The 15,514-nt window shown below is 62.3% G+C and carries 15 protein-coding genes and 1 tRNA gene; 2 read left to right on the top strand and 14 right to left on the bottom strand.

Going from position 1 to position 15,514, the window contains the following annotated elements; translation table 11 throughout:
- Positions 1 to 48: 48 nt before the first annotated feature.
- The 4 genes from J5J83_RS09965 to rpsU all read right to left on the bottom strand — a co-directional run bounded on the left by J5J83_RS09965 (position 49) and on the right by rpsU (position 4,322).
- Positions 49 to 127 (bottom strand) — tRNA-Ile (locus tag J5J83_RS09965).
- A 36-nt stretch (positions 128 to 163) separates the two neighbouring features.
- Entirely contained in the window at positions 164 to 2,167 is a 2,004-nt protein-coding gene (rpoD, locus tag J5J83_RS09960; RefSeq protein ID WP_212348625.1) for an RNA polymerase sigma factor RpoD, read from the bottom strand.
- Between the two features lie 48 nt (positions 2,168 to 2,215).
- The gene (gene dnaG, locus J5J83_RS09955; protein ID WP_212348622.1) at positions 2,216 to 4,027 is read right to left on the bottom strand and encodes a DNA primase; all 1,812 of its coding nucleotides are present in this window, start codon (positions 4,025 to 4,027) and stop codon (positions 2,216 to 2,218) included.
- A gap of 82 nt (positions 4,028 to 4,109) precedes the next feature.
- Positions 4,110 to 4,322 carry a 30S ribosomal protein S21 gene (gene rpsU / locus J5J83_RS09950; RefSeq protein ID WP_002924646.1) on the bottom strand — a complete coding sequence of 71 codons (213 nt, stop codon included), beginning with the start codon at positions 4,320 to 4,322 and terminating at the stop codon, positions 4,110 to 4,112.
- Positions 4,323 to 4,459: 137 nt separating this feature from the next.
- Here rpsU and tsaD point away from each other — a divergent pair, with 137 nt between their 5' ends.
- Positions 4,460 to 5,488 (top strand): tRNA (adenosine(37)-N6)-threonylcarbamoyltransferase complex transferase subunit TsaD, encoded by a 1,029-nt coding sequence (gene tsaD / locus J5J83_RS09945; protein WP_212348620.1) that lies wholly within the window; start codon positions 4,460 to 4,462, stop codon positions 5,486 to 5,488.
- Between the two features lie 18 nt (positions 5,489 to 5,506).
- Here the strand turns inward: tsaD and plsY are convergent, their stop codons facing one another.
- On the bottom strand, positions 5,507 to 6,100 hold the full coding sequence (gene plsY / locus J5J83_RS09940; protein WP_212348617.1) for a glycerol-3-phosphate 1-O-acyltransferase PlsY: 594 nt from the start codon (positions 6,098 to 6,100) through the stop codon (positions 5,507 to 5,509).
- A gap of 110 nt (positions 6,101 to 6,210) precedes the next feature.
- Between plsY and J5J83_RS09935 the strand changes: the two genes are divergently transcribed.
- The gene (locus tag J5J83_RS09935; RefSeq protein WP_212348614.1) at positions 6,211 to 6,588 is read left to right on the top strand and encodes a dihydroneopterin aldolase; all 378 of its coding nucleotides are present in this window, start codon (positions 6,211 to 6,213) and stop codon (positions 6,586 to 6,588) included.
- 61 nt (positions 6,589 to 6,649) lie between these two features.
- On the opposite strand, the gene J5J83_RS09930 is transcribed toward J5J83_RS09935, so the two are convergent.
- The 9 genes from J5J83_RS09930 to J5J83_RS09890 all read right to left on the bottom strand — a co-directional run bounded on the left by J5J83_RS09930 (position 6,650) and on the right by J5J83_RS09890 (position 15,352).
- On the bottom strand, positions 6,650 to 7,009 hold the full coding sequence (locus tag J5J83_RS09930; RefSeq protein ID WP_212348611.1) for an H-NS histone family protein: 360 nt from the start codon (positions 7,007 to 7,009) through the stop codon (positions 6,650 to 6,652).
- A gap of 174 nt (positions 7,010 to 7,183) precedes the next feature.
- Positions 7,184 to 7,672, bottom strand: coding sequence for a Cys-tRNA(Pro) deacylase (ybaK, locus tag J5J83_RS09925; protein ID WP_212348608.1), 489 nt, complete (start codon positions 7,670 to 7,672; stop codon positions 7,184 to 7,186).
- Between the two features lie 68 nt (positions 7,673 to 7,740).
- Positions 7,741 to 8,658 (bottom strand): site-specific tyrosine recombinase XerD, encoded by a 918-nt coding sequence (gene xerD, locus J5J83_RS09920; protein WP_212348605.1) that lies wholly within the window; start codon positions 8,656 to 8,658, stop codon positions 7,741 to 7,743.
- Entirely contained in the window at positions 8,655 to 9,140 is a 486-nt protein-coding gene (locus tag J5J83_RS09915) for a methylated-DNA--[protein]-cysteine S-methyltransferase (protein WP_212348602.1), read from the bottom strand. The genes xerD and J5J83_RS09915 overlap by 4 nt, the downstream gene beginning before the upstream one ends.
- A gap of 114 nt (positions 9,141 to 9,254) precedes the next feature.
- Positions 9,255 to 10,532 (bottom strand): glutamate-5-semialdehyde dehydrogenase, encoded by a 1,278-nt coding sequence (locus tag J5J83_RS09910; protein ID WP_212348599.1) that lies wholly within the window; start codon positions 10,530 to 10,532, stop codon positions 9,255 to 9,257.
- A gap of 86 nt (positions 10,533 to 10,618) precedes the next feature.
- On the bottom strand, positions 10,619 to 11,626 hold the full coding sequence (gene holA, locus J5J83_RS09905) for a DNA polymerase III subunit delta (protein ID WP_212348596.1): 1,008 nt from the start codon (positions 11,624 to 11,626) through the stop codon (positions 10,619 to 10,621).
- A complete protein-coding gene (gene lptE, locus J5J83_RS09900; RefSeq protein ID WP_212348593.1) occupies positions 11,623 to 12,138 on the bottom strand; it encodes an LPS assembly lipoprotein LptE in 516 nt (171 codons plus the stop codon). The genes holA and lptE overlap by 4 nt, the downstream gene beginning before the upstream one ends.
- Positions 12,139 to 12,148: 10 nt before the next feature.
- Complete coding sequence (leuS, locus tag J5J83_RS09895; RefSeq protein WP_212348590.1) at positions 12,149 to 14,770, bottom strand: leucine--tRNA ligase; 2,622 nt, start codon at positions 14,768 to 14,770, stop codon at positions 12,149 to 12,151.
- 252 nt (positions 14,771 to 15,022) lie between these two features.
- Positions 15,023 to 15,352 (bottom strand): hypothetical protein, encoded by a 330-nt coding sequence (locus J5J83_RS09890; RefSeq protein WP_212348588.1) that lies wholly within the window; start codon positions 15,350 to 15,352, stop codon positions 15,023 to 15,025.
- Between the last annotated feature and the right edge of the window lie 162 nt (positions 15,353 to 15,514).

The raw sequence follows: 15,514 nt of genomic DNA, 5'->3' as shown, positions 1-15,514 counted from the left end.
CAAATAGCCCTTGCACCAGGGAGGCCTGGTGCAAGGGCTTGAACATACTGGTGGGCCCCCTGGGAGTCGAACCCAGCACCAACGGATTATGAGTCCGCTGCTCTAACCAAGCATGAGCTAGAGGCCCTTGGCCCGTCAGGTCGTCCTGACGGGTGGGTGCGGGTCAGGCGTCGCTGTCGAGGAAGCTGCGCAGCTTCTCAGAACGGCTCGGGTGACGCAGTTTGCGCAGGGCCTTGGCTTCGATCTGACGGATACGCTCACGCGTGACGTCGAACTGCTTGCCGACTTCTTCCAGCGTGTGATCGGTGTTCATCTCGATGCCGAAACGCATGCGCAGCACCTTGGCTTCGCGCTGGGTCAGGGAGTCGAGCACCTCGCCGGTGGCGTCGCGCAGGCCGGAATACATTGCGGCTTCGGCAGGCGCCAGGGTGGCGGTGTCCTCGATGAAGTCGCCAAGATGGGAGTCGTCGTCGTCGCCAATCGGCGTCTCCATGGAGATCGGCTCCTTGGAGATCTTCATGATCTTGCGGATCTTGTCCTCGGGCATCTCCATCTTCTCGGCCAGCGTTGCCGGATCGGGCTCGGCGCCGGTTTCCTGCAGGATCTGGCGACTGATGCGGTTCATCTTGTTGATGGTCTCGATCATGTGCACCGGAATACGGATGGTGCGTGCCTGGTCGGCGATCGAGCGCGTGATGGCCTGCCGGATCCACCAGGTGGCATAGGTCGAGAACTTGTAACCGCGGCGATATTCGAACTTGTCCACGGCCTTCATCAGGCCGATGTTGCCTTCCTGAATGAGGTCGAGGAACTGCAGGCCACGGTTGGTGTATTTCTTTGCGATCGAGATCACCAGGCGCAGGTTGGCCTCGGTCATCTCGCGCTTGGCACGACGCATCTTGGCTTCGCCGGTGGACATCTGGCGGTTGATGTCCTTCAGTTCCTTCAGCGGGATGCCGATCTTCGCCTGCAGATCGAGGAGTTTCTGCTGTTCCTCGGTGATCGCAGGATAGACTCGCGACAGGCCGTCGACGTAGTTCTTGTTCGACTTGAGTTCGGTTTCGATCCAGTCGGTGTCGGTTTCGTGCCCGGGGAAAATCTTGATGAAATGCTGCCGCGGCATGCCGGCCCGGTCGACGCACAGCTGCAGGATGTGGCGCTCGTGGCCGCGGACCTGTTCGACCATGCGACGAACGGAGTCGCACAGGCGCTCGATCGACTTGGCGGTGAAACGGATGTTGATCAGTTCGTCCGAGATCAGCTGCTGGTACTGAAGGTAGGCCTTGTCCTGCGAACCGTTCTTCGCCAGCACTTCCATCATTTTTTCGTAATGTTCGCGGATCGCGGCAAAGCGGACGAGGGCGTCGTTCTTCAATTGAAGAAGCGAGGCCGCGTTGGCCGCGCCTTCACTGTCGCCGCCGTCGTCATCGGCGTCGTCGTCGTCATCGGTGGCGTCGTCGTCGCTGTCGTCGCTGTCGGCTTCTTCCTCGGCCTCGGCCGCCGCCGCGGCCGCTTCCGCTTCGGTCGGTGCGTTCGGGTCGATGACGGCATCGACGATCTCGTCGATGCGCATCTCGTCGCGAATCACCTTGTCGGCGGTCTCGATCATTTCCGCGATCGTAGTCGGGCAAGCCGCAATGGCGAGCACCATGTGCTTGAGGCCATCTTCGATGCGCTTGGCGATCTCGATTTCGCCCTCACGGGTGAGGAGCTCGACGGTGCCCATTTCGCGCATGTACATGCGTACCGGGTCAGTCGTGCGGCCGAATTCGGAGTCAACAGTCGACAGCGCCTGTTCGGCCTCTTCTTCGGCGACATCCTCGTCCACCGTGGTGGCAACGTTGTCCGACATGAGCAGGTCTTCGGCCGCGGGGGCCGCGTCGTAGACCTGGATGCCCATGTTGTTGAACGTGGCGATGATGCCTTCGATCTGTTCGGCGTCGGCAACATCGTCCGGCAGGTGGTCGCTGATTTCGGCATACGTGAGGTAGCCGCGCTCCTTGCCAAGCGTGATCAGCGTCTTCAGCCGGGTGCGGCGCACTTCCGCGTCAAGCGGGGCGATTTCCGGGCTCTCGATGATCAGCGCGAGCTTGTCCTTGGCCTTGGCCTTGGGGGTGCGTCCTTTCGGGCTGTCCTTGCGCGTATCCTTGGCTTTCTCGCGTGCCATGGCACTCCTCGAATCAGGGCGAAATAAATGGGTAAACCGAGAATTGTACTATAGATCTGAGAGTTTGCCCGCGCTGGCAAGGTTCCGCTTTTCGAGCAGAAGTTCTGTCAGGCGATGTCGTTCGCCTGACGAGAGCGAGCCGTCTCTCGAGTGTTCCAGCAGTGCGGCGATCTCACGATCAATCGCGTAGGCGTGCAATTTGCGCAGTGTGTCGTCGAAGAGCGTCTCGATCACCGCGTCTTCAAATTCACTCTCGTCCTGCTCCGTGCCGAGCCTGGCAAGGGTTTCGCCATGCGGGGTGTCGCGGAAGCGTTCGATCAATGCACCCAGTCCGCCGGCGGGGATTGGTTCTCCCAGGCTGACGAGGTCGATGATGGCGATCATCGCGCGTCCTTCTGCGCTGTCGTCGGGTACGAGATCGATCGGCAGGCGCGCGGCCCAGGCCGGGTGCTGCAGGATGAGGCGCAGCAGAGTGCCAATGGCTGACGGGGGCTTGCGTCTCCCTTGCGGGCGTGCTGGCTGTGCTGGTCGCGGGCTACGCCTGAAGTCTGGCATCGGACCGTCTTGCTTCGGTCTTGTCGCGGGCTTGATGCCGAAGGCCTGTTCGACCTCGGCCTGGGTCATCTCGCTGGCCTCTGCCAGCGCCTTGATGACTTGCAGTCGCAGCATGGGGGCGCCAATGCGGGTTACCAGCGGGCGCGATTCATGGATCAGGCGCGCGCGGCCTTCGGCGGTGTCGAGTTCGCAGCGTTCCTTGAGTTCCTGCAGCAGGACGCTCGCCAGGGGCGTGGCGGCAGCGGCCGCCTTGCGGAAGGTATCGGCGCCATGTTCGCGCACGAATGAGTCCGGGTCGTGTTCGGCGGGCAGAAACAGGAAGGCGAGTGTGGTGTCGTCACGCAGCGCTTCAAGCGCGTTCTCCAGCGCGCGCCAGGCGGCGCGACGGCCGGCAGCGTCGCCGTCGAAGCAAAAGACGATGCGGCTCGTGTGACGCAGCAGGGTGTTGATGTGGTGCGGCGTGGTGGCGGTTCCGAGCGTCGCTACCGCGTTGTCGACGCCGAACTGCGCGAGGGCTACGACGTCCATGTAACCTTCGACGACCAGTGCGAAACCGGCGTCGCGAATGGCCTTCTGGGCGAGGAAGAGTCCGTAGAGTTCGCGCCCCTTCTCGAACAGGGGGGTTTCCGGCGAGTTCAGATACTTGGGCTCACCGCTGTCGAGTACGCGGCCCCCGAAGCCGATGATCCGTCCGCGCCGGTCGTGGATCGGAAACATGATCCGGTGGCGAAAGCGGTCGTAACGCTTGCCCTGATCGTTGTCGATGACGAGGCCGGCGTCGGCGAGGTGCTTGCTCTGGTAGTCCGGAAACACGCGCTGAAGCGACTGCCATTCTTCCGGCGCGAAGCCGATGCCGAAACGGGCCGCGATTTCGCCGGAAAGGCCGCGGCGCTTCAGGTAGTCGATGGCTTCCTTCGAATGCTTGAGCTGCTCGCGGTAGAAGCGGCTGGAGTCGGCCATGGCATCGGCCAGTTTCGATGTGGCATCCTCATGGGCGCCGGTGCCGGGCTTGCCGTCATCCGGAACCTGGAGTCCGGCCTGGTTGGCGAGTTCCTTGACCGCGTCGACAAAGCCCAGTCCGCTGTATTCCATCAGGAAGCCGATGGCGCTGCCGTGCACGCCGCAGCCGAAGCAGTGGTAAAACTGCTTACTTGGGCTGACCGAGAACGAAGCCGACTTCTCGCCGTGAAACGGGCAGCAGGCGAAGTAATTCGCTCCGCTTTTCTTCAGCGGAAGATAGCGCTCGATGACATCGACGATGTCGACGCGGGCGAGCAGATCCTGAACGAAAGACTGAGGAATCATCGAACAGAAAAAATATCACGCCGGGCGAAGATCTTGACGATCTTCGCCCGGCGTGCAGGCGACCGGGTGAACCGGTGCGGGATCAGTAAAGCTTCGGCGGCAGCGTTTGGCTGCGAAGGCGCTTGTGATTGCGCTTCACCGCGGCGGCCAGCTTGCGCTTGCGCTCGGCAGTGGGCTTTTCGTAAAACTCACGCGAGCGCAGCTCAGTCAGCACACCGGTCTTCTCGATCGTGCGCTTGAAGCGACGAATGGCGACTTCAAACGGCTCGTTTTCCTTGACGCGGATACCCGGCATTGCTTACTTCCTTGAGTGTCTGGAGGGCAGAAAGACCGTGAATATAGCGGGTATGTTGCTCCAAGGCAAGCTTGTCCGTGTGAATATGTGCTGCCGGGCGGGTAAAATGGTGTGCTTGAACATTGTGGAAGCAGGGCATGAAGGTACTGGGCATCGAGACATCGTGCGACGAAACGGGGGTCGCGGTGTATGACACCGAGGCGGGCCTGCTGTCGCAGACCCTGCATTCACAGATCGATCTGCATGCAGTGTACGGCGGAGTAGTGCCCGAGCTGGCATCGCGCGATCACATACGGCGGTTGCCACTTCTGGTGCGTCAGGCGCTGCGCGACGCCGGGCTGGCGATCGGGGCCATCGATGCCATTGCCTACACGGCCGGTCCGGGGCTTGCCGGTGCATTGCTTGTCGGGGCCAGCGTGGCAGAGGCCATGGCCATGGCCGCCGGCATTCCCGCTCTGCCCATTCACCATCTGGAGGGGCACCTGCTGTCGCCGCTTCTGGCGGCAGACCCGCCGTCTTTTCCGTTCGTGGCGCTGCTGGTGTCGGGCGGCCATACGCAGCTCATGGCAGTGACCGGCGTGGGTGAATATGAACTGCTGGGTGAGTCGCTTGACGATGCGGCCGGGGAGGCGTTTGACAAGACCGCGAAATTGATTGGTCTGGGCTATCCGGGCGGGCCACAGCTCGCGGCGCTGGCTGAAAAGGGGGTGACGGGACGCTTCAGGTTGCCGCGGCCCATGCTGCATTCGGGCGATCTCGACTTCAGCTTCAGCGGACTGAAGACAGCGGTGCTGAATGTGGTGTCGGGTCCTGGCTGGCAACCCGATCGGGCCGCCGACCTCGCTGCGGATTTTCAGCTCGCGGTGGTCGAAGTGTTGACGGCAAAGGCGCTTGCTGCGCTCAAGCAGACCGGGCTCAAATCGCTCGTCGTGGCGGGGGGCGTGGGGGCCAACGCGCAACTCAGAAGCGGCTTGAATAGCGCCACCCGACGCCGCGGTGCGCGGGTGTACTACCCCGAGCCTTCGCTGTGTACCGACAACGGGGCAATGATCGCCTTTGCCGGCGCCTTGCGTCTTGCCGGTGGCGCCCGGCCGCAGACGGTGCCGGGTATTCGCATCCGGCCGCGATGGCCGCTCGCGGAGTTGTGCTCGCCCGGCGGTGAATGATCGGGCGTTGAGCGGCGATCAGCCCTTCTTGCCGCCAAGCTTGCCCTCGGTGCCGGCCAGCAGACGTTGAATGTTGCCTGTGTGTCGCCAGATCAGGACCGCGCTCATGGCAAGGAGCACCGCGATGACCGGGTCCGCGCCGAAGAGTACATAGCCGACGATCGGAGACAGGGCGGCGGACGCCAGCGAGGCGGCCGAGGAGTAGCGGCTGACGAGCGCGACCACGAACCAGGCACACAGCGAGGCCAGGGCGAGCCGCCAGTCGATGCCTGCCAGTACGCCTAGTGCAGTGGCGACGCCCTTGCCGCCATTGAATCGGAGGAAGATGGTGAATACATGGCCGAGAAAGGCCGCAAATCCGGCCAGGGCGGCTTCGGCGACAGTAAACCCCAAGCGCATCGCGACCCACACCACGATCCAGCCCTTGACGCAGTCGCCGATCAGCGTGAGCGCTGCAGCAGCCTTGTTGCCGCTACGCAGCACATTGGTGGCGCCAGGGTTGCCCGAGCCGTACGTTCGCGGATCCTGCAAGCCAAACAGACGGCTGGACACCAGCGCAAACGGGATCGAGCCGAGCAGGTAGGCGACGACAAGCAAAATCAGGACAGACATTATTTCTCCGTGACCCGCGAATGCGGCGGGTCTTGTGTTCTGCGCGACACATTGCGCGCCAGCAGCCGGCCATCCAGCTAGAATTGCGGCGATTCTAATCGGGAAACGACATGGATTTCATCTTCATCGAAGAGTTGCGTGTTCAGGCGTGGGTCGGCATTTATGCACGCGAGAAGATTGCACCACAAACGGTCGAGCTCCACCTTACCTTCGGGGTGCCCGATGCCGCGGCGGAGCAGGACGATATCGCCGATACCATCAACTATGCGGAAGTAATCGAGCGCATTCGACTCGAACTGGCAGAGCGCCATTTCAACCTGATCGAAACACTGGGCGAATTCGTCGTCAATCTGTTGTTCGAAGAATTCGGTGCGCCCTGGGTAAAGATCCGAATTGCGAAAATCGGCGTGATGAAGGACGTGCGACGTGTCGGTGTCTTCATTCAGCGAGGAAAGGACGGCGTCACGCTACCGCCCGGGATGGGCTAGTTTCCGGGTCTATATGCAAAAAAACCCGGCAATGCCGGGTTTCATTTGCACTGCTGGAAAATCAGGCAGCAAGTTCCTCGATTGGCTTGCCTTGGGCGAGCCAGTCATGAACCCATTGCGGTTTGCGCCCGCGCCCGCTCCATCCCTGGTCCGGATTTGCGGGGTTGCGATACTTGATGACGCTGACCTTTGACGTCTTCTTGGGCTTTGCCGTCTTGGACGATTTTCCCGGCTTCGACGCGGTTTTTTCGACCGGCGCGCTGCCGAGTACGTCGTCCAGCGACATGCCTTGCTCGGCCGCCATCTTCTGCATGCGCTTGATCAGGTCGCGTCGCGCGGTGTCGCTGCGACGGCGGATTTCAGTTTCCACTTTCGATTGCAGACGGCGCAGTTCGGTCAGCGACAGGTTACCCAGTTCCATGATTTATCTCCGGCAGATTTCCATCTTCAGAAGATGGGTGGGGTGAATAAGGATTCGAGCGGATTCGATAACCGTATTCTGACAGCAAATCGCCATCGGAATGAATCCTTATTCTATCAATTGCCGGGTTGAATTGCGCGATGGTGAGGGCAGGGCAGCAATGACCCAGGTATTTCAGTTCGCAACCTGAACCGGCGTCGCGTGCAAGACCCTTATCAGATCGTGGGGATGAATTCCTACCAGGTAGCCGCGACGGCCACCGTTGATATAGATCAGCGGCAAATCGAGAATCGATTTTTCCATGAAAACCGGCATGGTCTTTTTGGTGCCGAACGGTGACGTGCCGCCGACCAGAAAGCCGGTGTGTCGGTTGGCGACTTCGGGTTTACACGGTTCGATACGCTTGCGCCCCGCCTGGCGGGCCAGCTCCTTTGTCGATACCTTGCGGTCGCCGTGCATCAGCACGATAAGAGGTTCGGCGTTTTCGTCTTCCATGATCAGGGTCTTGATGACGGAATGTTCGTCAACATTCAATTCTCGTGCGGATACTTCGGTGCCGCCGCGTTCTTCGTATTCGTACAGATGGTTCGAATGGGCAATACCGTGCTGCCGCATGAAGCGGGTTGCCGGTGTCTCGGGAGCGTGCTTGTCTATCTTGCTCATGAATCGGATTCCATTTTCTCGTACAGGATCGAAATGTGATGTCGGGTCGCGATCGGGGGTAGCGGCTTTCAACTGCGGGGGTGATGACGTTGATGGAGTTGCCTGAGGCGCTCGCGTGCGACATGGGTATAGACCTGTGTAGTCGAAATGTCGGCATGGCCAAGCAACATCTGAACAACGCGCAGATCGGCGCCGTGATTGAGCAGATGGGTGGCAAACGCATGCCGTACGGTATGCGGCGAGATGCGTTGTGCCGCAATACCCACGCGCACTGCGTATTGCTTGATGATTCGCCAGAACATCTGCCGCGTCATTGCACTGCCGAGACGGGTGACGAAAACGGCATCGCAATGGCGTCCGGCCAGCAATGCAAGACGCGCGGTCTCGATATAACGCGTAATCCATTCCGAAGCGATTTCGCCGAGCGGCACGAGTCTCTCCTTGCTGCCTTTCCCCATGATGCGAACGACGCCTTCATTCAGACTGACGGCAAAGAGCTTGAGTTCGATGAGTTCGGAAACACGCAGGCCGCAGGCATATAGCACTTCCAGCATGCAACGGTCACGCATGCCGAGTGCGGTGTCGGTGTCCGGTGCTGCCAGCAACGCTTCCACCTGCTCTTCGGACAGTGTTTTCGGAAAACGCTGCGCAGGCAAAGGCGGATCGAGCTGAAGCGTGGGGTCTTCGGTGATGCGACCGTGTGCCAATTGGAGACGGTAATAGCGCCGCCACGCCGAAAGCAGTCTGCGTTGGCTCGTTGTCTTGGCGCGCTGACTGAATGCTGCCAGGTAAGCGGCGAGATCGGCCGCGCTTGCGCGATCGATCGATTTGCCGCGCTCGGCGAGCCAGTTTCCGAACAGGCCGAGATCACTGCGGTAGCCGGCCAGCGTGTTGCGGGCGAGGCCGTGCTCCAGCCACAGTGTATCGACAAAGGCGTCCAGCTCATCGCGAAGCGCATCGGGCGCCGGTGCGGGTGAGAGGCTCATTGTGCTTCGTTGTTCAAGAGCCAGCGCTTGGCGTCAAGCAGATAGCCGTCCCGGGCATTGGCGAATCCACCGATTCCATTGGCAGCGACGACGCGGTGGCAGGGTACGACGAGCGGAAACGGATTCGCGCCGCAGGCCTGACCGACCGCGCGCGGCGCACTGCCAAGCAGATGGGCAATCTCGCCGTAAGTCCGCACTTCTCCGGGGGGGATGGCCTGCAGCGCGGCGCGGACGCGGCGCTGGAAGGCCGAGCCGCGACTTGCCAGCGGCAATTGCAGCGGCGTGCTTGGCGCGGCGATCCAGGTCTGTATGCGCGCCGCAATTTCGGCGGTGAATTCCGTCGTGGCTGGCCGTGGCTCTGTCTGCGGCGGCAGAAACCGCAGTTCGGTCACGGTTTCGGCGTCGACGCAGATACCGAACGTGCCGAAGGGCAGTTCAAGAATGGTGGCGAAATCGCCTTCAGCTGCAGATGTGTGGAGCATGATGCGTGTGATCCGATGCAGGTGGTTCGGGCGGCGCAACAAGGAGCGTCCTCGCCGGGACGGGTTTTTCTCCTTGTTCAGATCTACACTGCCCGCCCGCGTTCGGCGCTGGGTTCAGCGCCGGACCTCACCGTTGCCGAACACGATCCATTTCTGACTGGTCAGGCCTTCGAGGCCCACCGGGCCGCGGGCATGGAGCTTGTCGGTCGAAATGCCGATTTCCGCACCCAGTCCGTATTCGAATCCGTCAGCAAAGCGCGTCGAGGCGTTGACCATGACCGAGGCCGAATCGACCTCGCGCAGAAAGCGCATGGCACTGGTGTAGTTCTCGGTCACGATCGATTCCGTATGCCCGGAGCTGTAGGTATTGATGTGCTCGATGGCCTCGTCGAGGCCGGATACGATCCTGATCGAAATGATCGGCGCGAGGTATTCTTCGCTCCAGTCCTGTTCAGTGGCTGCCACCAGCTTGTCCGCGGCAATGCCTGCCTCGGTGAGCAGTGCCAGTGACTCCTGGCAAGCACGCATTTCCACGCCCTTGGCCGCCAGCATGGCCCCGATCGCGGGCAGACAGAGATCGGCGACGGTGCGGGACACCAACAGCGATTCGGTGGTGTTGCAGGTGCCGTAACGTTGCGTCTTCGAGTTCTCGACAATGGGAACGATGCGGGCGGGATCGGCCTCGTCGTCCACATAGACGTGGCAGTTGCCGTCGAGGTGCTTGATGACCGGCACACGGGATTCGCGCGAGATGCGTTCGATCAGTCCCTTGCCGCCACGCGGCACGATGACGTCAACGTATTCCGGCATGGTGATCAAGGTGCCGACGGCGGCACGGTCGGTGGTGTCGACGACTTGCACGGCATGTTCGGGCAGCCCGGCGGCAGCAAGGCCGGTGCGCACGCACTCGGCAATGGTCCGGTTGCAATGCAGTGCTTCGCTGCCACCGCGCAGGATGGCTGCGTTGCCAGATTTCAGGCACAGGGCGGCGGCGTCGGCGGTGACGTTGGGGCGTGCCTCATAGATGATGCCGATGACGCCCAGCGGAACACGCATCTTGCCCACCTGGATGCCGGAGGGGCGGCGCTTTACGTCGGTGATTTCGCCGACCGGGTCGGGCAGCGCGGCGACCTGTTCGAGTCCGACGGCAATGGCCTCCACACCCGTCTCGCTCAGTGTCAGGCGATCGACCATGGCAGGCTCGAGCCCTGCCGCACGCGCCGCCTCCAGGTCGCGGGCATTGGCCGCGAGCAGTTCGCCGGCACGACTGCGGATCTCTGCCGCCATCGCAAGCAGTGCATTGTTCTTCGCTTCGGACGAGGCGGCTGCGAGCAGCCGGGAGGCCGCGCGCGCCTGGTGTCCAAGCGTTTGCATGTAATTCTGGATGTCCATCTGAGATTCCGGAGCGCTAGAGCAAACAAGGATTAAAACACTGAATGGGCGTCGAGTGCACCGCGTGTGCACGCATGGCAGGCAATCTATCGGCGAGCGAGTCGCAGTGTCAATTGCAGGAACTCATCCCAGACGTTACCTTGCGCCAGCCCCTTGATCATGCGGTCGATCCGTGCCGCGTGCATCAGTGCCGCGCGCAGGCCGGGCTGAGTCAGTCGATCGAGCGCGCGGCCGAGCGCCTGCTGGCGGCGGTTGTCGAATATGCGTTCGCCCTTGAACAGCGCCGCGAGCGGCTGGCCGGCATCGCGGCCGGCACGCAGGCTGGCCAGCGTGCGCGCCTCGTTGGCCAGCGCCCACAGGATCAGCGGCGGGGCGGCACCCTCACCGCGCAAGCCCTCGAGCAGTCTGGCACAGCGCGCGGGGTCGCCATCGAGCACTGCCTGACGCAGCTTGTCGATGTCGTAGCGGGCCACGTTGAGCACCGCGTCCTGAACCTGCTCCAGGGTCAATGCGCCCTCGGTATGCAGCAGACCGAGCTTGAGGATCTCCTGATGTGCAGCCAGAAGGTTGCCTTCGACGTGATCGGCGATGAAGGCCAGCGCGTCGGCAGGGGCGGACTGCTTCTGCACGGCCAGGCGCTGTGCAAGCCATGCCGGAAGGCGCTCGCGCTCGGGGGCATTGAGCTCGATCAGGATGGCGCGATCGGCAAGGGCCTTGAACCAGGCGGTCTTGCGCGTTGCCCAGTCGAGTTCCGGCAGGGTGATCATGGTCAGCACGCCGGCCGGGTGTGCGGCGACATAGCGCTGCAGTGCGTCGCCACCCTCGCGGCCGGGCTTTCCTGTCGGGATGCGCAGGTCGATGAGCTTTTCGCCGCCGAAAAGCGACATGTTGCCTGCAGCCATGGTGAGACTTTCCCAGCGAAAACCCTGGCCGACGACCAGGGTTTCGCGCTCGACGTAGCCTTGTCGCCGGGCGCTGGCACGAATCGCGTCGGCGGCCTCCAGCACCAGCAGCGGTTCGTTGCCATGCAGCACCCAAAGTGGTGCGAGCGGTTTGTCGAGCTGGGCTGGAAGCTGGTCGGGACGCAGGTTCACTGGGGACGACGGTAGGCCGCAAGACGGCGCATGATCTGCTGAATCAGGTCGGACTGCATGTCGCGGTAGAGCAGGGCCTCCTCCTGCTCCTTGCCCAACACCAACTCATCGTTGAACGTGTACTCCCGTTGCGCGGCGATCGCGGTGGGTGGAATCAGCTCGTTGTTGCCGGCGTCGACGAGACGGAAGCGGATGCGTTGGGTGAGCTGGTATTCACGCACCTTGCCTGCACCGGTCAGACTGAGAATCTCGCGGCCCCGATCATTGGCAAGAATCTGCAGGCGTGCCTGCGCGGTGGCGGCGTCTTCGGTGACAGTGGTACTGCCGGTCGTGGCGATCTGTCGCCGCAGCGCCGCACCCAGGTCGGAAAACTCGCTGACGCCGACATGCATCGTCGTAAAGGCGAGTGGCTGCGGACCGCGAAGATGAAAGCCGCAGCCGCCAAGGGTGATGGCGGCGGCAAGGGCTGCTGTCCTTGCGAACAGGCGCCGACGGAGTGGTTGGTGGGGCATGGATCCGTCCTCAGACCACGATGTTGATCAGGCGGCCGGGGACCACTACCACTTTCTTCGGCGGCTTCCCTTCCATGAATTTCTGCGCCGCTTCGGAGGCCAGTCCAAGGGCCTCGATCTCGGCCTTACCGGCTTCCGCCGCGACCTTGATGCTGCCGCGAAGCTTGCCGTTGACCTGCACCATCAGCTCGATCTCATCCTGCTTGAGTGCCGCGTCGAGCGGCTCGGGCCAGCGCGCAGCGAGAATGTCGTCACCATAGCCGCAGTCCTGCCACAAGGCATGGGCAATGTGCGGGGTGATTGGCGACAGCAGGCGCAACAGGATGGACAGGCCTTCTTCGGTCAGTTCGGCGTGGGCGGCAAGGTTGTCACGCGGTGCCTTTTCGAGCGCGTTGAGAATCTTCATTGCCGCAGACACCACGGTATTGAACTGGTGCTTGCCGAAATCGTAGTTGGCCTGTTTCAGGTGGGTATGAATCTCGCGCCGCACGTCCGCCAGGGCTGCCGGCAGCTTGCCTGCCGCGAGCTGACGCGCCGACGGCAGCGCTGCACGCATTTCGCTGGCGAAGACATGGCCGAGGTTCCACACCCGGCGCAGGAAGCGCGATGCGCCCTCGACGCCAGAATCGGACCACTCCAGCTGCTGATCGGGCGGTGCGGCGAACATGGTGAACAGGCGCGCAGTATCGGCACCGTACTGGTCCACCAGGGCTTGCGGATCGACGCCATTGTTCTTCGACTTGGCCATCTTCTCGATGCCACCGATCACGACCGGGAGACCGTCGCTGCTGAGCTTTGCCGCCACGATGCGGCCGCGCTCGTCGCGTTCGACGGTGACGTCGGCCGGGTTGATCCACTGCTTCTTGCCGCCGTCGAGCTCGCGATAATAGGTCTCGGCCACCACCATGCCCTGGGTGAGCAGGTTGGCGAACGGCTCGGAAACATCGACCAGGCCGCAATCACGCATGGCGCGGGTAAAGAAGCGCGAGTACAGCAGGTGCAGGATGGCGTGCTCGATGCCGCCGATGTACTGGTCCACCGGGGCCCAATAATTGACACGCTCGTCGACCATCGCGCCGTTGTTGTCGGCGCAGGCATAGCGCAGGAAGTACCAGGACGACTCGACGAAGGTGTCCATGGTGTCGGTTTCACGCTTGGCCGGCTTGCCGCACTTGGGACAGCTGCATTCGTAGAACGACGCCATCTTGGCCAGCGGCGAGCCGCGACCCGTCACTTCGACATTCTCAGGCAGGACCACCGGCAGCTGTTCGTCCGGCACCGGTACGTCGCCGCAGTCGTCGCAGTGGATCATCGGTATCGGGCAGCCCCAGTAGCGCTGGCGCGAAATGCCCCAGTCGCGCAGGCGATACTGTACGCGCTTGCTGCCCAGGCCCTTGGCTTCGAGGTCGGCGGCGATGGCTTCGACCGCATCCTGGAAGTGCAGGCCGTCGTACTTGCCGGAATTGATCAGGCGACCTGGTTCGGCGTAGGCGTCGATCCACGGCGTAACGGTCTGTTCGTAGGCGTCGCGGGTGGAGCGCACGACCATTGTGATCGGCAGTCTGTAGCGGGTGGCAAAGGCAAAGTCGCGCTCGTCGTGCGCAGGCACTGCCATCACGGCGCCTTCACCGTAGCCCATCAGCACGTAATTGGCGACCCACACCGGCAGGTATTCGCCGCTGATCGGGTGCACCACGCGCAGGCCGGTGGGCATGCCCTTTTTTTCCATCGTCGCGAGGTCGGCCTCGGCGACGCCGCCGCGCTTGCATTCTTCGATGAATGCCGCGAGTTCGGGGTTGCCCGCCGCCGCCTGGGTGGCAAGCGGGTGTTCGGCGGCGACGGCGACGTAGGTCGCGCCCATCAGGGTGTCGGCACGGGTGGTGAACACCTTGAGTACACCCGACTGACCAATGGTCGACAGGTCGTAGGGGAAATGCACCTCGACCCCTTCTGAGCGGCCGATCCAGTTCTTCTGCATCAGCTTGACCTGTTCCGGCCAACCCGACAGGCCATCCAGTGCTTCGAGCAGCTCGTCGGCGTAAGCGGTGATCTTCATGTAATACATGGGGATCTCGCGCTTCTCGACCAGCGCGCCCGAGCGCCAGCCGCGACCGTCGATGACCTGCTCGTTGGCGAGGACGGTGTCGTCGACCGGGTCCCAGTTCACCGTGCCCAGGCGCTTGTAGATCAGGCCCTTTTCATACAGGCGAGTGAACAGCCACTGCTCCCAGCGATAGTACTCGGGCGTGCAGGTGGCGATCTCGCGCGACCAGTCGATGGCGAAGCCCAGGCGCTTGAGCTGGGTCTTCATGTAATCAATGTTGGCGTAGGTCCATTTCGCGGGCGGCACGTTGTTCTGGATGGCCGCGTTCTCGGCGGGCATACCGAAAGCGTCCCAGCCCATGGGTTGCAGCACGTTGTAGCCGCGCATGCGATGGAAGCGTGCCAGCACGTCCCCGATGGTGTAGTTGCGCACGTGTCCCATGTGCAGCTTGCCCGACGGGTAGGGGAACATCGACAGGCAATAGTATTTTGGACGGCTGGCGTCCTCGGATACACGAAAGGCCGAGGTGGCGTCCCAGTGCTGCTGGGCGGCGGTTTCGACGGCGGCTGGCTGGTATTTGTCCTGCATGGGCGGGTGCGTGCGCTCAAAGCGTTGAAAACGCGAAAGTATATCGCGAAGCCCGGTGCCGGCGCGTGCCCAGGTGTGCAATGGCCCCCGATTCAGTGCCTTTTGGTCGCAGCTTCCGCCCGGACCGCACCGGAAGGCGTGACAAAAAAATGGCACCCGGCGGAGGGGCCGGATGCCAAATCTCCAAGATAGGAGAGGGAGGGAGACTTGTGGCATGCCCGTTGCGCGGGCATGCCGGAAACAGGGTTTCGATCAGGCGGCTTTGCGCGGCTCGATACCGACCTGACGCTGCCAGTTCGCGGACATGGCCTTGAACATGTCCTCCATGGCAGTCAGTGGCATGTTCCACATGCGCTGCTGGCTGCGCAGGATCGGTGTGACGCACGGCGAACACAGGGTGGTTTTTTCGGCCTCGAGCAGATCGAGAAAGATGTCGTTGGCTGCACCCCAATACTCGGAGTTGCCCACCCAGCCAGTCTGGATGGTGGCTTCGCGCACGGCCCTGCGCCACAAGGTATTGGCACGTTCGAGCGGTATGCCGGCCTTGCGGGCATACCACGGCAGTAATTTGGGTGCTTTCATCTCTGTTCTCCGTAAGGCCGGGGTGGGCCATCGTGCGCTTCTGGGCCTTGTGGGCCTGTGGTGTGCGCTCCGTATGTTGTGCTGCAAAAAAAAGTGATCTGGATTCTCTGGATCCATTTTATGTGCTATCAGTCAGTGTGTCCGTTAAAAAGTGCACCAATT

Origin of the sequence: Azoarcus sp. L1K30, from assembly GCF_018122735.1 — a bacterium.
GTDB lineage: Bacteria > Pseudomonadota > Gammaproteobacteria > Burkholderiales > Rhodocyclaceae > Parazoarcus.
The sequence above is the reverse complement of the archived record's forward strand: the minus strand, read 5'-3'. Positions and strand labels throughout refer to the sequence as shown.